The 13,864-nt window shown below is 61.5% G+C and carries 12 protein-coding genes; 5 read left to right on the top strand and 7 right to left on the bottom strand.

The window, feature by feature from the left end:
* Positions 1 to 79 precede the first annotated feature (79 nt).
* A complete protein-coding gene (locus WFR25_RS10165) occupies positions 80 to 340 on the bottom strand; it encodes a hypothetical protein (protein ID WP_336970664.1) in 261 nt (86 codons plus the stop codon).
* Between the two features lie 39 nt (positions 341 to 379).
* Positions 380 to 1,036 (bottom strand): TetR/AcrR family transcriptional regulator, encoded by a 657-nt coding sequence (locus tag WFR25_RS10160; protein WP_336970662.1) that lies wholly within the window; start codon positions 1,034 to 1,036, stop codon positions 380 to 382.
* Between the two features lie 86 nt (positions 1,037 to 1,122).
* On the opposite strand from WFR25_RS10160, the gene WFR25_RS10155 reads away from it, so the two are divergent.
* The 3 genes from WFR25_RS10155 to WFR25_RS10145 all read left to right on the top strand — a co-directional run bounded on the left by WFR25_RS10155 (position 1,123) and on the right by WFR25_RS10145 (position 4,388).
* Positions 1,123 to 2,472 (top strand): hypothetical protein, encoded by a 1,350-nt coding sequence (locus WFR25_RS10155; RefSeq protein ID WP_336970660.1) that lies wholly within the window; start codon positions 1,123 to 1,125, stop codon positions 2,470 to 2,472.
* Positions 2,469 to 3,905 (top strand): acyl-CoA reductase, encoded by a 1,437-nt coding sequence (locus WFR25_RS10150; protein WP_336970658.1) that lies wholly within the window; start codon positions 2,469 to 2,471, stop codon positions 3,903 to 3,905. Before WFR25_RS10155 ends, WFR25_RS10150 begins: the two co-directional genes overlap by 4 nt.
* Before the next feature lie 87 nt (positions 3,906 to 3,992).
* Complete coding sequence (locus WFR25_RS10145) at positions 3,993 to 4,388, top strand: polyketide cyclase (protein ID WP_336970656.1); 396 nt, start codon at positions 3,993 to 3,995, stop codon at positions 4,386 to 4,388.
* Positions 4,389 to 4,492: 104 nt separating this feature from the next.
* Here the strand turns inward: WFR25_RS10145 and WFR25_RS10140 are convergent, their stop codons facing one another.
* From WFR25_RS10140 to WFR25_RS10130, 3 genes are all read right to left on the bottom strand, one after another.
* Entirely contained in the window at positions 4,493 to 6,781 is a 2,289-nt protein-coding gene (locus tag WFR25_RS10140; RefSeq protein ID WP_336970654.1) for a TonB-dependent receptor, read from the bottom strand.
* Positions 6,782 to 7,054: 273 nt separating this feature from the next.
* Positions 7,055 to 8,044: a threonine ammonia-lyase gene (locus WFR25_RS10135; protein WP_336970652.1), complete on the bottom strand. Its 990-nt coding sequence runs from the start codon at positions 8,042 to 8,044 to the stop codon at positions 7,055 to 7,057.
* 27 nt (positions 8,045 to 8,071) lie between these two features.
* On the bottom strand, positions 8,072 to 9,727 hold the full coding sequence (locus WFR25_RS10130) for an alpha-N-arabinofuranosidase (protein WP_336970650.1): 1,656 nt from the start codon (positions 9,725 to 9,727) through the stop codon (positions 8,072 to 8,074).
* Positions 9,728 to 9,883: 156 nt separating this feature from the next.
* Here WFR25_RS10130 and WFR25_RS10125 point away from each other — a divergent pair, with 156 nt between their 5' ends.
* Complete coding sequence (locus WFR25_RS10125) at positions 9,884 to 11,668, top strand: cation:proton antiporter domain-containing protein (RefSeq protein WP_336970648.1); 1,785 nt, start codon at positions 9,884 to 9,886, stop codon at positions 11,666 to 11,668.
* Between the two features lie 19 nt (positions 11,669 to 11,687).
* Here the strand turns inward: WFR25_RS10125 and WFR25_RS10120 are convergent, their stop codons facing one another.
* Both WFR25_RS10120 and WFR25_RS10115 read right to left on the bottom strand, forming a co-directional pair.
* Positions 11,688 to 12,617: a glutaminase gene (locus WFR25_RS10120; RefSeq protein ID WP_336970646.1), complete on the bottom strand. Its 930-nt coding sequence runs from the start codon at positions 12,615 to 12,617 to the stop codon at positions 11,688 to 11,690.
* A gap of 103 nt (positions 12,618 to 12,720) precedes the next feature.
* Positions 12,721 to 13,113: a DUF3597 domain-containing protein gene (locus WFR25_RS10115; RefSeq protein ID WP_336970644.1), complete on the bottom strand. Its 393-nt coding sequence runs from the start codon at positions 13,111 to 13,113 to the stop codon at positions 12,721 to 12,723.
* Positions 13,114 to 13,248: 135 nt separating this feature from the next.
* Here WFR25_RS10115 and WFR25_RS10110 point away from each other — a divergent pair, with 135 nt between their 5' ends.
* Entirely contained in the window at positions 13,249 to 13,845 is a 597-nt protein-coding gene (locus WFR25_RS10110) for a DUF937 domain-containing protein (protein ID WP_336970642.1), read from the top strand.
* Positions 13,846 to 13,864 lie beyond the last annotated feature (19 nt).

The following is a 13,864-nucleotide window of genomic DNA, read 5'->3' as shown; positions in this document are numbered from 1 at the left end:
CTTACAGGATAAACGGATCCACCCCTTGTCGGTTCCCTCTTCAATCCAAAAAATTGAAATTGACTGCCACCGGTGACCTTCACGCCGTGGTCCTGACCAGTTCCACGATTTCGAAGTCATGACGCTCCCATCCCCGGTTTTTGCCTGCGTCCGCAGCCGCACTCCGTTTCTTCCGGGCCTCTGCCAGTGATTTGACATGGCCCCAGAAAACCTCGGTCTTTCCGTTCCCAAGATAAGCCACAATCCGCCAGTAATGGGTGAACTCGGCCGCGGTCGGCCCTATCGTCTTGACGTAGCCATCCGGCAATGTGGCGGTCAGGATATATTTCTTCTTCGCCATGTCGGCATTATCCCGCGCTTTGGATCCGCAGACCGAAGCTCATCGCACGCGAACGCCATTTAAAAACAAGCTTATGGCAAAGCTGATCCGGGAATCGATCTCCTCCCTGGGCATCGCCTCGCCCAATACGAATAAACGTGCCGGTCCGCTGACCACGAGGCTCAAAAACGCGACGGCCGCGCGCCGGGGCGCGGCAACTGCTATCTCGCCCTTTGCAGTGTGGGCGACAAAAACGCTCGAAAGCACGTCCACGGCGGGACCTGCGCCCTCCTCAAAGGCGATATGGAACAATTCCGGGAAACGATAGGATTGCGCACTCAATATGCGCTGTAGTTTGACGGCGACCGGCGTAGACATGTTCATGACCCGCTGATGGGCAATGGCCGTCAGTGTCTGCTCCAGATTGTCCGTGACCAGTGGATCTATGGCCTCTCGAGGAATTGTATACCGCTCAACGGCGCGCCTGACCGTTGCCTTGAACAGCGCAGCCTTGTCCTCATACAGCGCATAGACGGTGCGCTTCGACATGCCGACGGCGGTCGCTATTTCCACCATCGTCGCCTGCTCGAAACCGCGCTCCAGAAAGATGTCGAGCGCTACGTTCAACAGTTCTTCATGCCGCTTTTCCTGCTGTCCGCGGGCGGGCCGCCCGGCGCGCGGGCGGCTTACGCCTACAGGTTCATTCTCAGACTTCAACTTGCCCTCCGAAAAGCTTTGCATTTAATAAAACACTCGGGTACCTATAGGCCATCTTATAGCAATAAAGCAGATGGAGAAACTGCATGGGTGAGGCTGTTGAACGGCTGACGCGGCTCGTGGAATCGGAGGATCGCTACAATATTCCGGCGACCGAGCTTCATGACGTGCAGATCGAAGCGATGAATGAGCGATTTCAGCAGCGCAAGGATGCGATCAAGCTGCTACGCCACCGCGCCGATGAGGCCAATCTCACCGAAATCAGCAGCCATGAAGAGGCTGCGCAGGTTCTCTTCCCCCACACCGCCTATAAGAGCTATCCTGAGGGCTGGCTGCTGGAAGAACGATGGGATCGACTGGGAAAATGGCTCGACACCGTGTCCAGTCACCCCGTGCCGCCGCAGGACCGCAGCCAGATTGACGGCATCGACGACTGGGTAGAACAGCTCGAAGACCAGGGGTTCTATGTCTCCTGCTCCAGCGGCACGACCGGCAAATCGGCCATGCTGGTCGCTTCGAAGAAGGACATGCAATGGTGCCAGAAGGAGGCGGTCGCCGCCTATAGCTGGGGCTCGGGCATCAAGGCCAATCAGGATCGGCGCATCTTCGGCATGGCGCCGGTCGCCCATGTCGCGCGCAACATCGCCACGGGAGACGCCTATGTCGCAGCGCTTCAGGACCCCAACTCCGAACGCTTCGCCTATCCGGTGCCGCCGATCACCGTGGGCGGGCTGACGCAAATGGTCGTGCTGCGCAAGAAGATCGCGGACGGCACAGCCCAGCCGGGCGACCTTCAGAAATATGAAGAAATCTCAGCCGTCCGTGCGAAGGCCGTCGAGGACGCGGTAGGCGCTACCGCCAGGGCAGTGGTTGAGGGACGCGCCGACAAATTGCATGTCACCGGCCTGTGGTCAGGCCTCTATGCAGTCGCCAAAGAGGTGCGCGAGATGGGCTATAGCGCCAAGGACTTCAATCCTGAGAACAGCATCTATGTTGGCGGGGGTCTGAAACGCGCCCGGTTGCCCGACGATTATCAGCAGTTCGTCTATGAGACGTTCAACATTCACCCCGAACGCAATTATCAGAACTATTCCATGCAGGAGATGCACAGCGGCATGCCCAAATGCCAGAAAGGTGGCCGCTATCACCTGCCCCCGTGGATGGTGCCCCTGATCCTCAACAAGGATGGCGACGCGCTGCTGCCGCGCTCCACGCAGGAATATGAGGGTCGCGCCGCCTTCTTCGACCTGTCGATCGACGGCCGCTGGGGCGGTATAATTTCCGGCGACAGGGTGTCGATCGACTTCAGCCCCTGCCCCTGCGGACACAAGGGCGCGTCGATCCGCGATACTGTGGTGCGCTATGCGGACCTGGAGGGCGACGACAAGATCGGCTGCGCAGGCACGGTAGATGCTTATGTGAGAGGTGTAGCATGAATACGATAAAGGAACTGAGCGCACCGGCTGTCGAAGCGGCTGCCCCTTTCGTCTCCGCTCCCTTCTTCCTGCGCGGCGAACTGGTGGAGGGTAGCGATGCCCTGCACAACTCGCGCGATCTGGGCGTGACCTTCGCAACGCCCAGGCTCGACCTCAATCGCGCGGTGCATCCACGGACGCAAGTGCCGCCGCTGCTGAACGTGCCCACATCCGAGATCATAGACTTTCTGGTGGAGACGGGGGAGCGGATCCGCGATCCGAAGAACGACATCTTTCAGGAATGCATCGATCGCATGTGCGCGACGCATATCCTGCCGCGTGAGGTCGTGGCGAACCAGGCCATGTATGCCACCCTCACGCTCGACAGAAAGCGGCTGATGGCGGAGTTGGAGCAAAATTTCCCCGATCCGCGCGCATTGGACGGGTGGGTGCCAAAGGAGGATTTTACCGGCCGCAAAAGCTTCGTGCGCGCCTTTGCGCCGCGTCTCATCCACGTCCTGCCGGGAAATTCGCCCGGCGTCGCGGTCAAGTCCATCGCCCACGGCGCGCTGGTGAAGGGGATAAACCTTTTCAAAATGTCGTCGAGCGACCCTTTCACCACGGTCGCGATCCTGCGCACCATGGCGGCGATCGACCCTGACCACCCCATCGTGAAGTCCATGTCCGCCGCCTACTGGCGCGGCGGTGACGAGGCGACCGAGAGCATCCTCTATCGCCCGCAATATTTCGACAAGATCGTCGCCTGGGGCGGCGGCGACGCGATCAACAATGTGGTCAAATATCTCGGCCCCGGCTTTCAGCTCATTTCCTTTGATCCCAAGACCTCGATCTCGATGGTGGGCAAGGAAGCGTTCGCCTCCGAGGAAGTCCTGACCATCGCGGCTGACCTTGCCTCGGCGGACGTGATGACCCTCAACCAGGAAGCGTGCGTCGCCAGCCGCTTCCAATATGTGGAGGGCAGCCAGGCGGACGTCGATCGCTTCTGCGCAAAGCTTCACCAGCGCATCGCCGAGCGTGCCGCAGAGTCGGGCGACGTCCGCCCGCATGACATGGAATTGCGCGAAGCCATCGATATGATGATCATGATGGACGATGAATATGGCGTCTGGGGCAAAGCGGACGGCAAGGGCGTCGTCATCCGCTCCGAGGAGCCGGTCGATTTCCATCCCATCAACAAGACCGCCAATGTGGTGCGGGTGGACAGCCTCGACGACGCGATGAAATTCGTCAACGTCGCGACGCAGACCGTGGGCGTTTACCCGTTCGACCGCATCGCCGACTATCGTGATCGGCTGGCGAGCGGTGGCGCCCAGCGCATCGTCCATCTGGGCGAGGCCGGCCCCGCCACCATCGGCAACCCGCACGACGCCATGTACCCGCTCCACCGCTTCGTGCATTGGATGGCGCATGAGGATGGCGTGGTGGAGAGGTAAATCTCCCGTGCACCCATTTCACCTCCGCACATGACAGCGAGCCTTGCGCGATGTAGCGGGGACCCAACGATCAGATTGGAGACGGAAATGCTGCCCGCCCGCACCTATAGCGTGACGATCAACCATGAGTGGCAGGCCCTCTATGAACGGATCTGGCGACCGGAGTTTTTCCAGAAATGGGCGTCGGGCCTTGCCGAATCCGGGCTGCGTGAAGAAGGAGGGCAGTGGTTGGCGGATGGACAGGACGGGCCGATCCGCATCCGCTTCACGCCGCATAACGACCATGGCGTAATGGATCATTTCGTCGATCAGGGGGATGGAGCGGAAATCTATATCCCGCTGCGCGTCGTGCAGAATGGTGCAGGCGCGGAGGTCATGCTGACCCTCTTTCGGCAGCCGGATATGGATGATGACCGGTTCGCGGGCGACATCAAATGGGTCAATCGCGATCTCAAGGCGCTCAAGGCGCTGATCGAACGCTAGGTTTTTGTTTTGCCGCGTTTTCCGAGCCAACAGATGATTCCATCTGCTTCGAAAACGCTCTGAAGCAAACGGGCGCGGTTCGGTGAGAACCGCGCCCGTGCCGATTACATCTTGCCGCTGAACGACACGCCGATGACGCGCGGTTCGTTGAACACGGCGGCCATGTAGTTTTCGATCACGCCCTTGAGGTTTTTCTCGTTCGTGATGTTGCGGGCGAAGGCTGCAACCTCATAACGACCGCCCGGTGTGGTATAGCCGATCTTCAGGCCACCTTCGAAATCGCCCTTCGAGTAGAACTCTTTCGTCCGGTAGAGCACGAAGTTGGTGTAGCCCTGCACATTCCAGTCGGTCGCGGCGAACAGCGCCCCGCCATTGCCCAGCGGCACATCGTAACGGGCCGAGACATTGGCGGTATATTTGGGTGCGTTGGGCAGCGGGTTGCCGTCGATCTGGGCAAAGACGCCGCGTGCGTTGGTGATGGTGGGGTCCTGCACCGTGCAGACCACTACGTTGTTCAGCGTGCAGACCTGCGCGAAGACGGTCTTGTCCTTGATCTCGCTGTGCAACAGGCTGAGACCCGCCGAAAGGGTCAGATTCTCGATCGGGCGGAAATCCAGTTCCGCTTCCAGACCATAGGCATCGGCCTTGTCCGCGTTGAAGAGCACACCGTTGCCGTTGACGTCATTGCCGTTCAACTGGATGTCCTTCACCCGATAGGCAAAGCCCGACAGGTTGAAGCGCAGGCGGTTGTTGAACAGGTTCGTCTTGATGCCACCCTCATAGGACATGATCGTTTCCGAATCCGCTGTGGTGAAGTCGCTGTTGAACACGGCCGAGCGGCCCTGAATGGTCGGGCCACGGAAGCCACGCGCGACGCGGGCGTAGAGGCTGACTTCGGGGCTGACTTCATAGAGCGCGCTGACGTCCCAGCTTGGTTCCTTGCCGGTCATCTTGACATAGCGACGCCCGGCATAGGTGGATACGCCCGCGGCATTGGCGGCGGCGCGGACCAGGCGGGTTTCCTTCGTGTCCTTGGTGTAACGGCCGCCGGCGGTGATGGTGAAGCCGGGCAGGATTTCATAGCTGGCCTGACCGAACAGACCCCAGCTTTCATTCTTGTTGCGCAGACGCACCCAGTTATTGGGATTGTTGGCGGCGCCCGTCAGGAAATAGGCGCGCTGGTAAAAATCTGTCGTGTCGCGGCTGTCGAAATACATGCCGCCGACCTGCCATTTGAAGGCCGTATCGCCATTGCTGGCGAGGCGCACTTCCTGCGTCAACTGATCGAGATCGCGAACATTGCCCTGCGATTCACCAAAGCCGTTGGCGAGGCCATTGACCGGGAAATTGGCGCCAGCGCCGCCATCCGTATCACCACGGCTATAGCCCTTGGTCGTCTCATAGGCAGTGATGGAGGTCAGCGTGACCGGCCCGAAATCATAGGCGATCTTTTCCGACGCGCCATAGGTCTTGTACGCCTGCGGGTTGTTCTGCGCCTCGTCCAGCGCGATCTTGCTGCGCGGCTCCGCGGCGACGCTGTTCGAACCTATCTTTAGCCCGGCGCGGTGGAAGATGGTCGATGTACCATCATAGTCGCGAACGTGGAACGAGGTCAGCATTGACAGGGATTCCGTCGGCGTCATCAGCAGTTGAACGCGCACATCGCGCTCTTCAAAGCCGCCCATCGCGTCCTTCTTTGGACTGACTGTGCCGTCGGCGCTGGGACCGGTGTAGACATTGTCGACCCAGTCGTCGCGGCGCTGGTAGAGCGCCGACACGCGGAAGGCCAATTTGTCCGCGACGATCGGGCCGCCGATGCCACCGTCGAAGGTGACGGTGTTATAGCTGCCATAGCTGGCCTGCGCACGGCCTTCCCACTGCTGGCTGGGCTTGATGGTGTCGAACTTGATGATGCCTGCCGTGGTGTTGCGACCGAACAGCGAACCCTGCGGACCGCGCAGCACTTCCACCTGGTTCATGTCGAACACCGGGTTGGACTTCAGCACGACATGCTCCAGCACGACATCGTCCTGAATGATCGACACGGGCTGCGACGCGCCGAGATAGAAGTCGATATTGCCCAGGCCGCGAATGTAGAAGCGGGGGAAGATGCGGCCAGTCGTGGTTTCGGCATAAAGGCCGGGTACGCGGCCAGACAGCGCCATGATGTCGTCGCCGCCGGTCTGGAAAGCGCGAAGCTGATCGCCCGCCACGACGCCGACCGATATCGGCACCTTCTGAAGATTTTCGGAACGCCGCTCCGCCGTCACGACGATTTCGTCAAGCTGGGCGTCGGACCCGGAAGCCTGAGCCTGCGCGGTCGTCGCGATGGACAGCGCGCCAAATGCCGCGCTCACGAGCAAAGCCGACCGTCCGAAGGTTGTTTTGGACAAGATGTTTCCCCATTGATGGTGTGTTGTCGAACAGAGGCAGCGTATCGCGATTGGCCCAGCCTATCTTCCAGATCCCGGAAGTGCGGTATTTCCCTGCGATGCGTCCCGACCCCGGTTCGATGACGCTGCCGCTAGGACCGCAATATGGCGCTCATGTGACAAGGGCTTGCGAGCATGATCGATAAGCAATGGATAGTGGCAATCTGGCAACTATCCAGACATATTACTTTGGACTGAAAAGCGCCATGCCCTGCACCCCGTCGCCTTCATGCATCATCCGATGCCGCCGATTATGGCGGCATAAAGGTCGGGATCGACGTTGCTGCCGGAGATAACGACCACGCTCGCCCCCTCGCCCTGCGGCGCAAGGCCGGGCAGCATCGCCGCCAGCGCCACCGCACCGCCCGGCTCAACCACCAGTTTCAACGTAGTGAAGGCAAAACGGATGGCGTCGCGCACTTGATCGTCCGTGACAACAAGGCCGCCAGATACCAGCGCCTGATTGATCGGAAAGGTCAGCGCGCCGGGACTAGGCGCCAGCAACGCGTCACAGATGGAGCGAGCATCCGGCGACACCTGCTCGCGGCGCCCGCTGATCAGCGAACGGGCGGTATCGTCAAAGCCAGCCGGTTCGACGGTGTGGATCGCGGTGGTGATGGACTGGCCTTTAATAGCGGTAGCGATTCCGGCGGTCAGCCCCCCGCCCCCACAGCACACAAGCACTTGACCGACTTCCGCGCCGATTGCCTTGGCCTGCTCCAGTATTTCGAGGCCCGCCGTCCCCTGCCCCGCGATGATGAAGGGATCGTCGAAGGACGGGACCAGCGTCGCGCCCCGGCTCTGGGCAAGCGCCGTCGCAATTTCTTCGCGGCTTTCGCTATGCCGGTCATAAGTCAGGATTTCCGCGCCCAGCGCACGAGTGTTGGCAAGCTTGATCGCGGGCGCGTCCGCGGGCATCACGATCGTCGCGGGCATGCCCAACAGGCGCGCCGCCGCCGCGACACCCTGTGCATGATTGCCCGACGACCAGGCAACGACCCCCGCCACCCGCGCGGCACCATCCAGCCGGGCGAGCCGGTTATAAGCACCCCGGAACTTGAACGAGCCGGTCCGCTGCGCCCCTTCGAATTTGATCAGGACGCGCCGCCCGCATCGGGCGTTCAGCACGTCATTCTCGATCAAGGGCGTGCAGAAAGCGGCGGGCGCAATCACCCGTGCCGCGTCGAGTATGTCATCAAGACTGATGGCGAGCGAAACGGGCATGCAGTGTCTCCCAATGGTCGATCGCCCTTAGTCCTCAATCTCAGCCCCAATCTCAACCATGGTCACGGACTTGGCCGGAACGGACAGGGTCAGCCGGTCCCCCTGCAAGCGGACATTCCTGACTGGCTTCGGCACAAAAGGGTCTGGTCCCTCGAACCGGATGCGCGTGTCGATGGCGTCGGCCGTCAGCACCCTGGCGCGGGCCACCCTGCCCTTCACCCCGACCAGTGCGGCACGGATGTCCGCGCGCTTGTTGGGATCGAGGTTGACGATGGAAACGTGCAGCTTGCCCACAGCATCACGTGACGCGGACACGCTGAGCGTCGGCAGGCGCGCATTGCCCGCGATATAGTCCGGCGCGACCACATCGACGGGAATGAGGGTCGCGTCCTGATGCACCTTGTACATGTCGAATATATGCCAGGTCGGCGTGACGACCATCTTGTCGCCGCGCGTCAGGACCAACGACTGGATGACATTCACCATCTGCGCCAGGTTCGCCATCCTTACCCTGTCGGCATGACGGTTGAAGATGTTGAGGCTGAGGCCCGCGATCACCGCATCGCGCAACGTGCTTTCCAGGTAGAGCGCGGAGGGCGCATCCTTTTCACTGTCGAACCAGCCGCCCCATTCATCGACCGCCAGCCCGACCTTTTTCTCCGGGTCATGGCGATCCATGATCGCGCTATGGCGGGTGATGAGGTCGTCGGTCAGATTGGTGCGCACCAATGCAGCGGCCCAGTCGGCCTCCGAAAAGCCGATATTGCGCCCCTTGTTGCGCCAGTCATTGCCCGCAAAGGCGTAGAAGTGAAGTGACAGGCCCCACATCAACGGCCGGTCGGTGGTGTAGGCCAGTGGGGTCGGATTGGGCCGCCATTGCATGGCCTGCGCCATGACCGTGTCGGTCCATGCATAATCGTCCGTATCCGCACCCACCGCGATCAGCTTAACGCGCGGCCCTGAATAGGTGCGGACATAGGCGGCATAGTGGCGGAGGGCGGTGGCATAGGTTTGCGCGGTCATGTTGCCGCCGCAGCCCCAGCTTTCGTTGCCGATGCCGATAAAGGGCATTTCCCATGGCTGAGTGCGGCCATTGGTGGCCCGCTCCCGGCCCGGATCGCTGTCCACCGGGGCGGTCATGTAGCGCATCCAGTCATCCGCTTCCCGAACGTTGCCACTGCCGACATTGACGGACACAAAGGGCGCGGCGCCGACCTGTTCGAGCAGATCCATATATTCATGGGTGCCGAACGCATTGCTTTCCGGCGCGTTGCTCCAGGCGGCATTGATTCCGCGTGGTCGCTTTGCAGGATCGCCGACGCCGTCGCGCCAATGATAGATGTCGGCGAAACAACCGCCCGGCCAGCGGATCAGCGGCACTTTGACCTGACGCAACGCCGCCACGACATCGCTGCGGATGCCGCGAACATTGGGAATTGGCGAATCCTTGCCAACCCAAATCCCCTCATAAACGCCGCGGCCCAGATGTTCGACGAACTGGCCATAAATGTTGCGATCGATGGTCGCGCCGGGTTTGTCGCCATGAATCGTCAGGCTTGCGGCCACAGTCGGCTCGGCCCGCGCGAATACAGCGTCGCGCCCCATCAGGCTCAGGGCTGCCGACAACAGCAGTACCCATCGCAGGCCGATTCCCCGCTTCGTCGAAGTACGGCCCTGTGTCACAAATATTCTCCCTTTATTTGTAGGAGTAATGAGGGGTGCGATCGGGGTCAAGCGAGCCAGCCGCATCATTGTCATCCTCCCTTACCCTCCCGGAGAAATGACGTTTTTTTCATGGAATTACTGGTAATTTTAATCGTGTGCCGCAATGGTCGGCGCATGGCCGGCGCATTCGATCCAAATAGTTTCAGCGATTCCCTGGTCGTGCTTGGCGCGGCCGGGCTGGTCATCCCCGGCTTCGCCCGGTTCCGCATCAGCCCGGTGATCGGTTTCATCCTGGTCGGGCTGGCCGTTGGACCGGCGGGCCTCGGATCGCTTGTCGGGCAATATCCCTGGCTCTTCCATGTGACGATCTCCAATCGTGAAGCGATCGAGCCATTTGCGGAACTGGGCATCATCCTGCTGCTTTTCTCGATCGGCCTCGAACTCAGCTTCCGGCGCCTATGGTCCATGCGAACCCAGGTATTCGGGGTTGGCGCCGCCGAACTGCTGGGCAGCGGCGCGATCATCGCTATCGGCCTCTACATGCTGGGGCAGCCGACGGCGGGGGCCATCGGCCTTGGCCTTGCCCTCGCCCTCTCCTCCACCGCGCTGGTGCTGCCGATGGTCGGCACGCAGGGCGCGGTCGGCCGCTCCGCCTTTTCGATGCTGTTGTTCGAAGATCTGGCGCTGGTCCCCATCATCTTCATGCTGGGCGCGCTTGCTCCCACCGTCGCCGCCAGCCCGGAGGGGGCGTGGAACGGGATGGTCGAAACGCTCCTCCGGGGCGGCATCACCATCGCCGTCATGCTCGTGCTGGGGCGGCTGGTGCTACCGCATATCTTTGCCCAGGCGGCTCGCACGAAAAGCCCCGAAGTGTTTCTGGCCGCCAGTTTGCTGGTCGTCATCGTCTCCAGCCTTGCCACTTCGATCGCCGGACTGTCGCCGATCGTGGGCGCGCTGCTTGCGGGGCTGCTGATCGCGGAAACCGATTATCACGGCGAGGTCGAGGTGATGACCGCGCCGTTCAAGGGGCTGGCGCTGGGCGTCTTCCTGATTACCGTGGGCATGAGCCTGGACCTGCGCGTCATCCTGGCCAACTGGTCCAGCCTGATGATGGCGGTCGTTGGCGTCGTGCTGATCAAGACGCTGGTGACGGCTGTCCTCCTCTCCATTTCGGGGGTCCGCAAGGGCGTGGCGCTGGAGGTCGGCGTGCTGATGTCCAGCCCTTCCGAAACCACCCTGATCGTGCTGTCCGCCGCCGCCGCCGCGCAGCTCATCCTGCCGTCCACCGCCGCCTTCTGGCAGATCGTGACCGCCATCGGCCTGACCATTACGCCGCTGCTGGCACGGGTCGGGCATGACATCGCCCGTCGGATAGAGATGGGGAGCGGCGACGAGCCAGCGCCGATCACCGAGGACAACGTAGAGCCAGCCGCCGTCGTCATCGGTTTCGGTCGGGTGGGCCGCATGGTTTGCGACCTGCTGAAACAGCATAATCAGCGCTTCATCGCCGTGGAGTCCGACCCCGACGCCGTCGCGGAGGCCCGACGCAACGGCTATCCGATCCTGTTCGGCGATGTATCCCGACCGGAAATGCTGGACAAGTTGCGGCTGGGTCATGCCCGCGCGCTGATCCTGACGATGGACGATCCGGTGCTGTCGGTCCGCGTGACCAAGCGGGTGCGTGGCTGGGTGCCCGACCTGCCGATCATCGCCCGCGCGCGCGACACCGATCACGCGGCCCAGCTTTACAAGGCGGGGGCGAGCGACGCGGTGCCCGAAACGCTGGAAAGCTCGCTGCAACTGGCGGAAACCGCGCTTGTCGACCTGGGCGTGGCGATGGGTCCGGTCATCGCGTCCATCCACCAGATGCGCGAGGATCTGCGCATGGAGATCAAGGACGCGGCCGAGATGGAAGCGACGCCCAAGCTACGCCGCCTGCGAGCCGACGAAACGCCCTGATGCCTTCAAACTGCTGCTTTTAATCCGGCGGACTGAATACCGACCAGCCAGTGTGCCGCGCCAGTTCCTCCAGCGCCACTGTGCCCAGTTTCGAATTGCCGTTTTCGTTCAGGCCCGGGGACCAGACGGCAATGGAGGCACGGCCCGGCACGATCGCCAATATGCCGCCGCCCACCCCTGATTTCCCTGGAATGCCTACACGAAAGGCGAAGTCGCCCGATGCGTCATAATGACCGCAGGTCAGCATCAGCGCATTGATACGACGCGCCCGCGCCGCCGACACCACGCGCCCGCCATCGGGATGCCGCCCGTCCAGCATCAGATAGCGTCCCGCGAGCGCCAGTTGCCGACAGCTCATTTCGATCGCGCACTGGTGGAAATAGGTGCCCAGCACCAGATCGACCGGATGCCGCACATTGTCAAAGGCGCGCATATAGTTGGCGAGCGCAAGGTTCCGAAAGCCCGTGGACGTCTCCGATGCGGCCACCGCTTCGTTGATCGCGATGGCGTCATCACCGGCAAGATAATGCAGGAAACGCAGCATCTCACCAATTGCGACGCGCGGCTGATGCCCGCCCAGATTGACGTCGGCGACAACGATCGCACCCGCGTTGATGAAGGGATTGCGCGGGATACCCCGCTCCTGCTCCAGTTGGACGATGGAGTTGAAGGCATTGCCCGACGGCTCACGCCCCACCCGCTCCCAAAGCTGGTCGCCAATCTTGCCCAGCGCCAGCGTGAGCGCGAACACCTTGGAAACCGACTGAATCGAAAAGCTGGCGTCCGCGTCCCCGCCGATGAATGTCTCTCCATCCGCCGTGACGATCGCCATGCCGAAGCGATCAGCCTCAACCTTGGCCAGTTCGGGAATATAGGATGCAACCGTCCCGCGATCTTCGATTGTGGCGATGTGCGCGACAATGGCCGCGACGGTTTCATGCAACGTCATGCGCGCTTCATAGCCGATATGTCAGCGCCCGGCACCCCTTGCGCCCCCCCTTTGGTCCCGTCGCATCATCGATCTGTGAACGCGACAGGACCAGAGAAGTCTGTCAGTCGAGCAGCGCGGCGGGCACCTTGCCGCCATTGGCCGCCAGTTCCTTCATCACCCGCTTGTGCAGCCAGATGTTCATTTCCGCGCTACCGTCCAGTGCGCCGGTATAGCCCAGTTCCTTGGCCAGTTCCTTGCGCTCGGCAAGGCTGGAGTCGAGATCCAGCAATTTCATGAGGTCTACGATCGACGTGCGCCAATTGAGATTTTGGGAGGATTTTGCGGCCAGACCGTTGAGAATCTGCTCAACATCCACTTCCTCGACCGGCGGCGGCGCGACAGGCGCAGTCGGAGCGGGCGCAGCGCCCGCAGTCGTCGGTGCTGGCTGGGGCGGCGGCGCGGCCTGGGCCTTCTTACCGAAAATCGCGTCCTTGATCTTGCCGAAAAAACTCATGGGAGATTCTCCTTCATTTACCACCCACCCCTTTCATACTTGTGTTGCAGGCCCATTAAATAATCAATGCACAAATCGTCCGCATTACTTAAGCTGGCGATCTCGCAAATGAGTCTTTTTCTAAGGAAATGTCTTATGGATATCGGTGAGATGCTCAAGCAGACCGGCGCGCTCGACTCCATGTCGCGCGAATTAGGGATCGATGCGACCTCGGCGCAGGCGGGCGCCGCAGCGCTGCTTCCCGCTATCCTTGGCGGTTTCAAGAAACAGGCGCAGCCCGATACGGGCGGCATGGGCGGCCTGATGGACGTACTCGGGCAACTGGGCGGCGGCGGCCTGCTGGAGTCGCTGACCAGCAGCAACCCAACGCCGACGCAGCCCGGCAACGACGTACTTGGCCAGATCTTCGGGTCGAAGGATGTAAGTCGGCAAGTGGCCGATCACGCCGCGCAGACCAGCGGCGTCGAACCCTCCATCCTGCGCAAGATGTTGCCGATGCTGGCGATGGCCGTCGCGGGCTATATGTTCAGCAATCGGGGTGCGGCAGCCGGTGAGCCCGCTGGAGGCGGCTTATTAGGCGGCTTATTGGGTAAGATTTTGGGCGGCGGTAATGCCGCTGCGCCTGCACAAGGTGGACTGGGCCAGGGCGGACTGGGTTCGCTGATCGACCTTAACGGCAATGGCAATCCACTGGACGACATATTGGGAATGGCAACGAAGTTCCGCAACTGAGCATAGCTACCATATCCGC

The sequence above is a fragment of the Sphingobium aromaticiconvertens genome, from assembly GCF_037154075.1.
GTDB lineage: Bacteria > Pseudomonadota > Alphaproteobacteria > Sphingomonadales > Sphingomonadaceae > Sphingobium > Sphingobium aromaticiconvertens.
Note: the sequence above shows the minus strand (reverse complement) of the source record. Positions and strands in the feature narration are given on the sequence as shown.

What these genes read in the sequence shown, in the direction of transcription:
- WFR25_RS10165 (WP_336970664.1), bottom strand. Translation starts at nt 340, where the DNA reads ATGGCGAAGAAGAAATATATCCTGACCGCCACATTGCCGGATGGCTAC.
- WFR25_RS10155 (WP_336970660.1), top strand. Translation starts at nt 1,123, where the DNA reads ATGGGTGAGGCTGTTGAACGGCTGACGCGGCTCGTGGAATCGGAGGAT.
- WFR25_RS10150 (WP_336970658.1), top strand. Translation starts at nt 2,469, where the DNA reads ATGAATACGATAAAGGAACTGAGCGCACCGGCTGTCGAAGCGGCTGCC.
- WFR25_RS10145 (WP_336970656.1), top strand. Translation starts at nt 3,993, where the DNA reads ATGCTGCCCGCCCGCACCTATAGCGTGACGATCAACCATGAGTGGCAG.
- WFR25_RS10135 (WP_336970652.1), bottom strand. Translation starts at nt 8,044, where the DNA reads ATGCCCGTTTCGCTCGCCATCAGTCTTGATGACATACTCGACGCGGCA.
- WFR25_RS10125 (WP_336970648.1), top strand. Translation starts at nt 9,884, where the DNA reads ATGGCCGGCGCATTCGATCCAAATAGTTTCAGCGATTCCCTGGTCGTG.
- WFR25_RS10120 (WP_336970646.1), bottom strand. Translation starts at nt 12,617, where the DNA reads ATGACGTTGCATGAAACCGTCGCGGCCATTGTCGCGCACATCGCCACA.
- WFR25_RS10115 (WP_336970644.1), bottom strand. Translation starts at nt 13,113, where the DNA reads ATGAGTTTTTTCGGCAAGATCAAGGACGCGATTTTCGGTAAGAAGGCC.
- WFR25_RS10110 (WP_336970642.1), top strand. Translation starts at nt 13,249, where the DNA reads ATGGATATCGGTGAGATGCTCAAGCAGACCGGCGCGCTCGACTCCATG.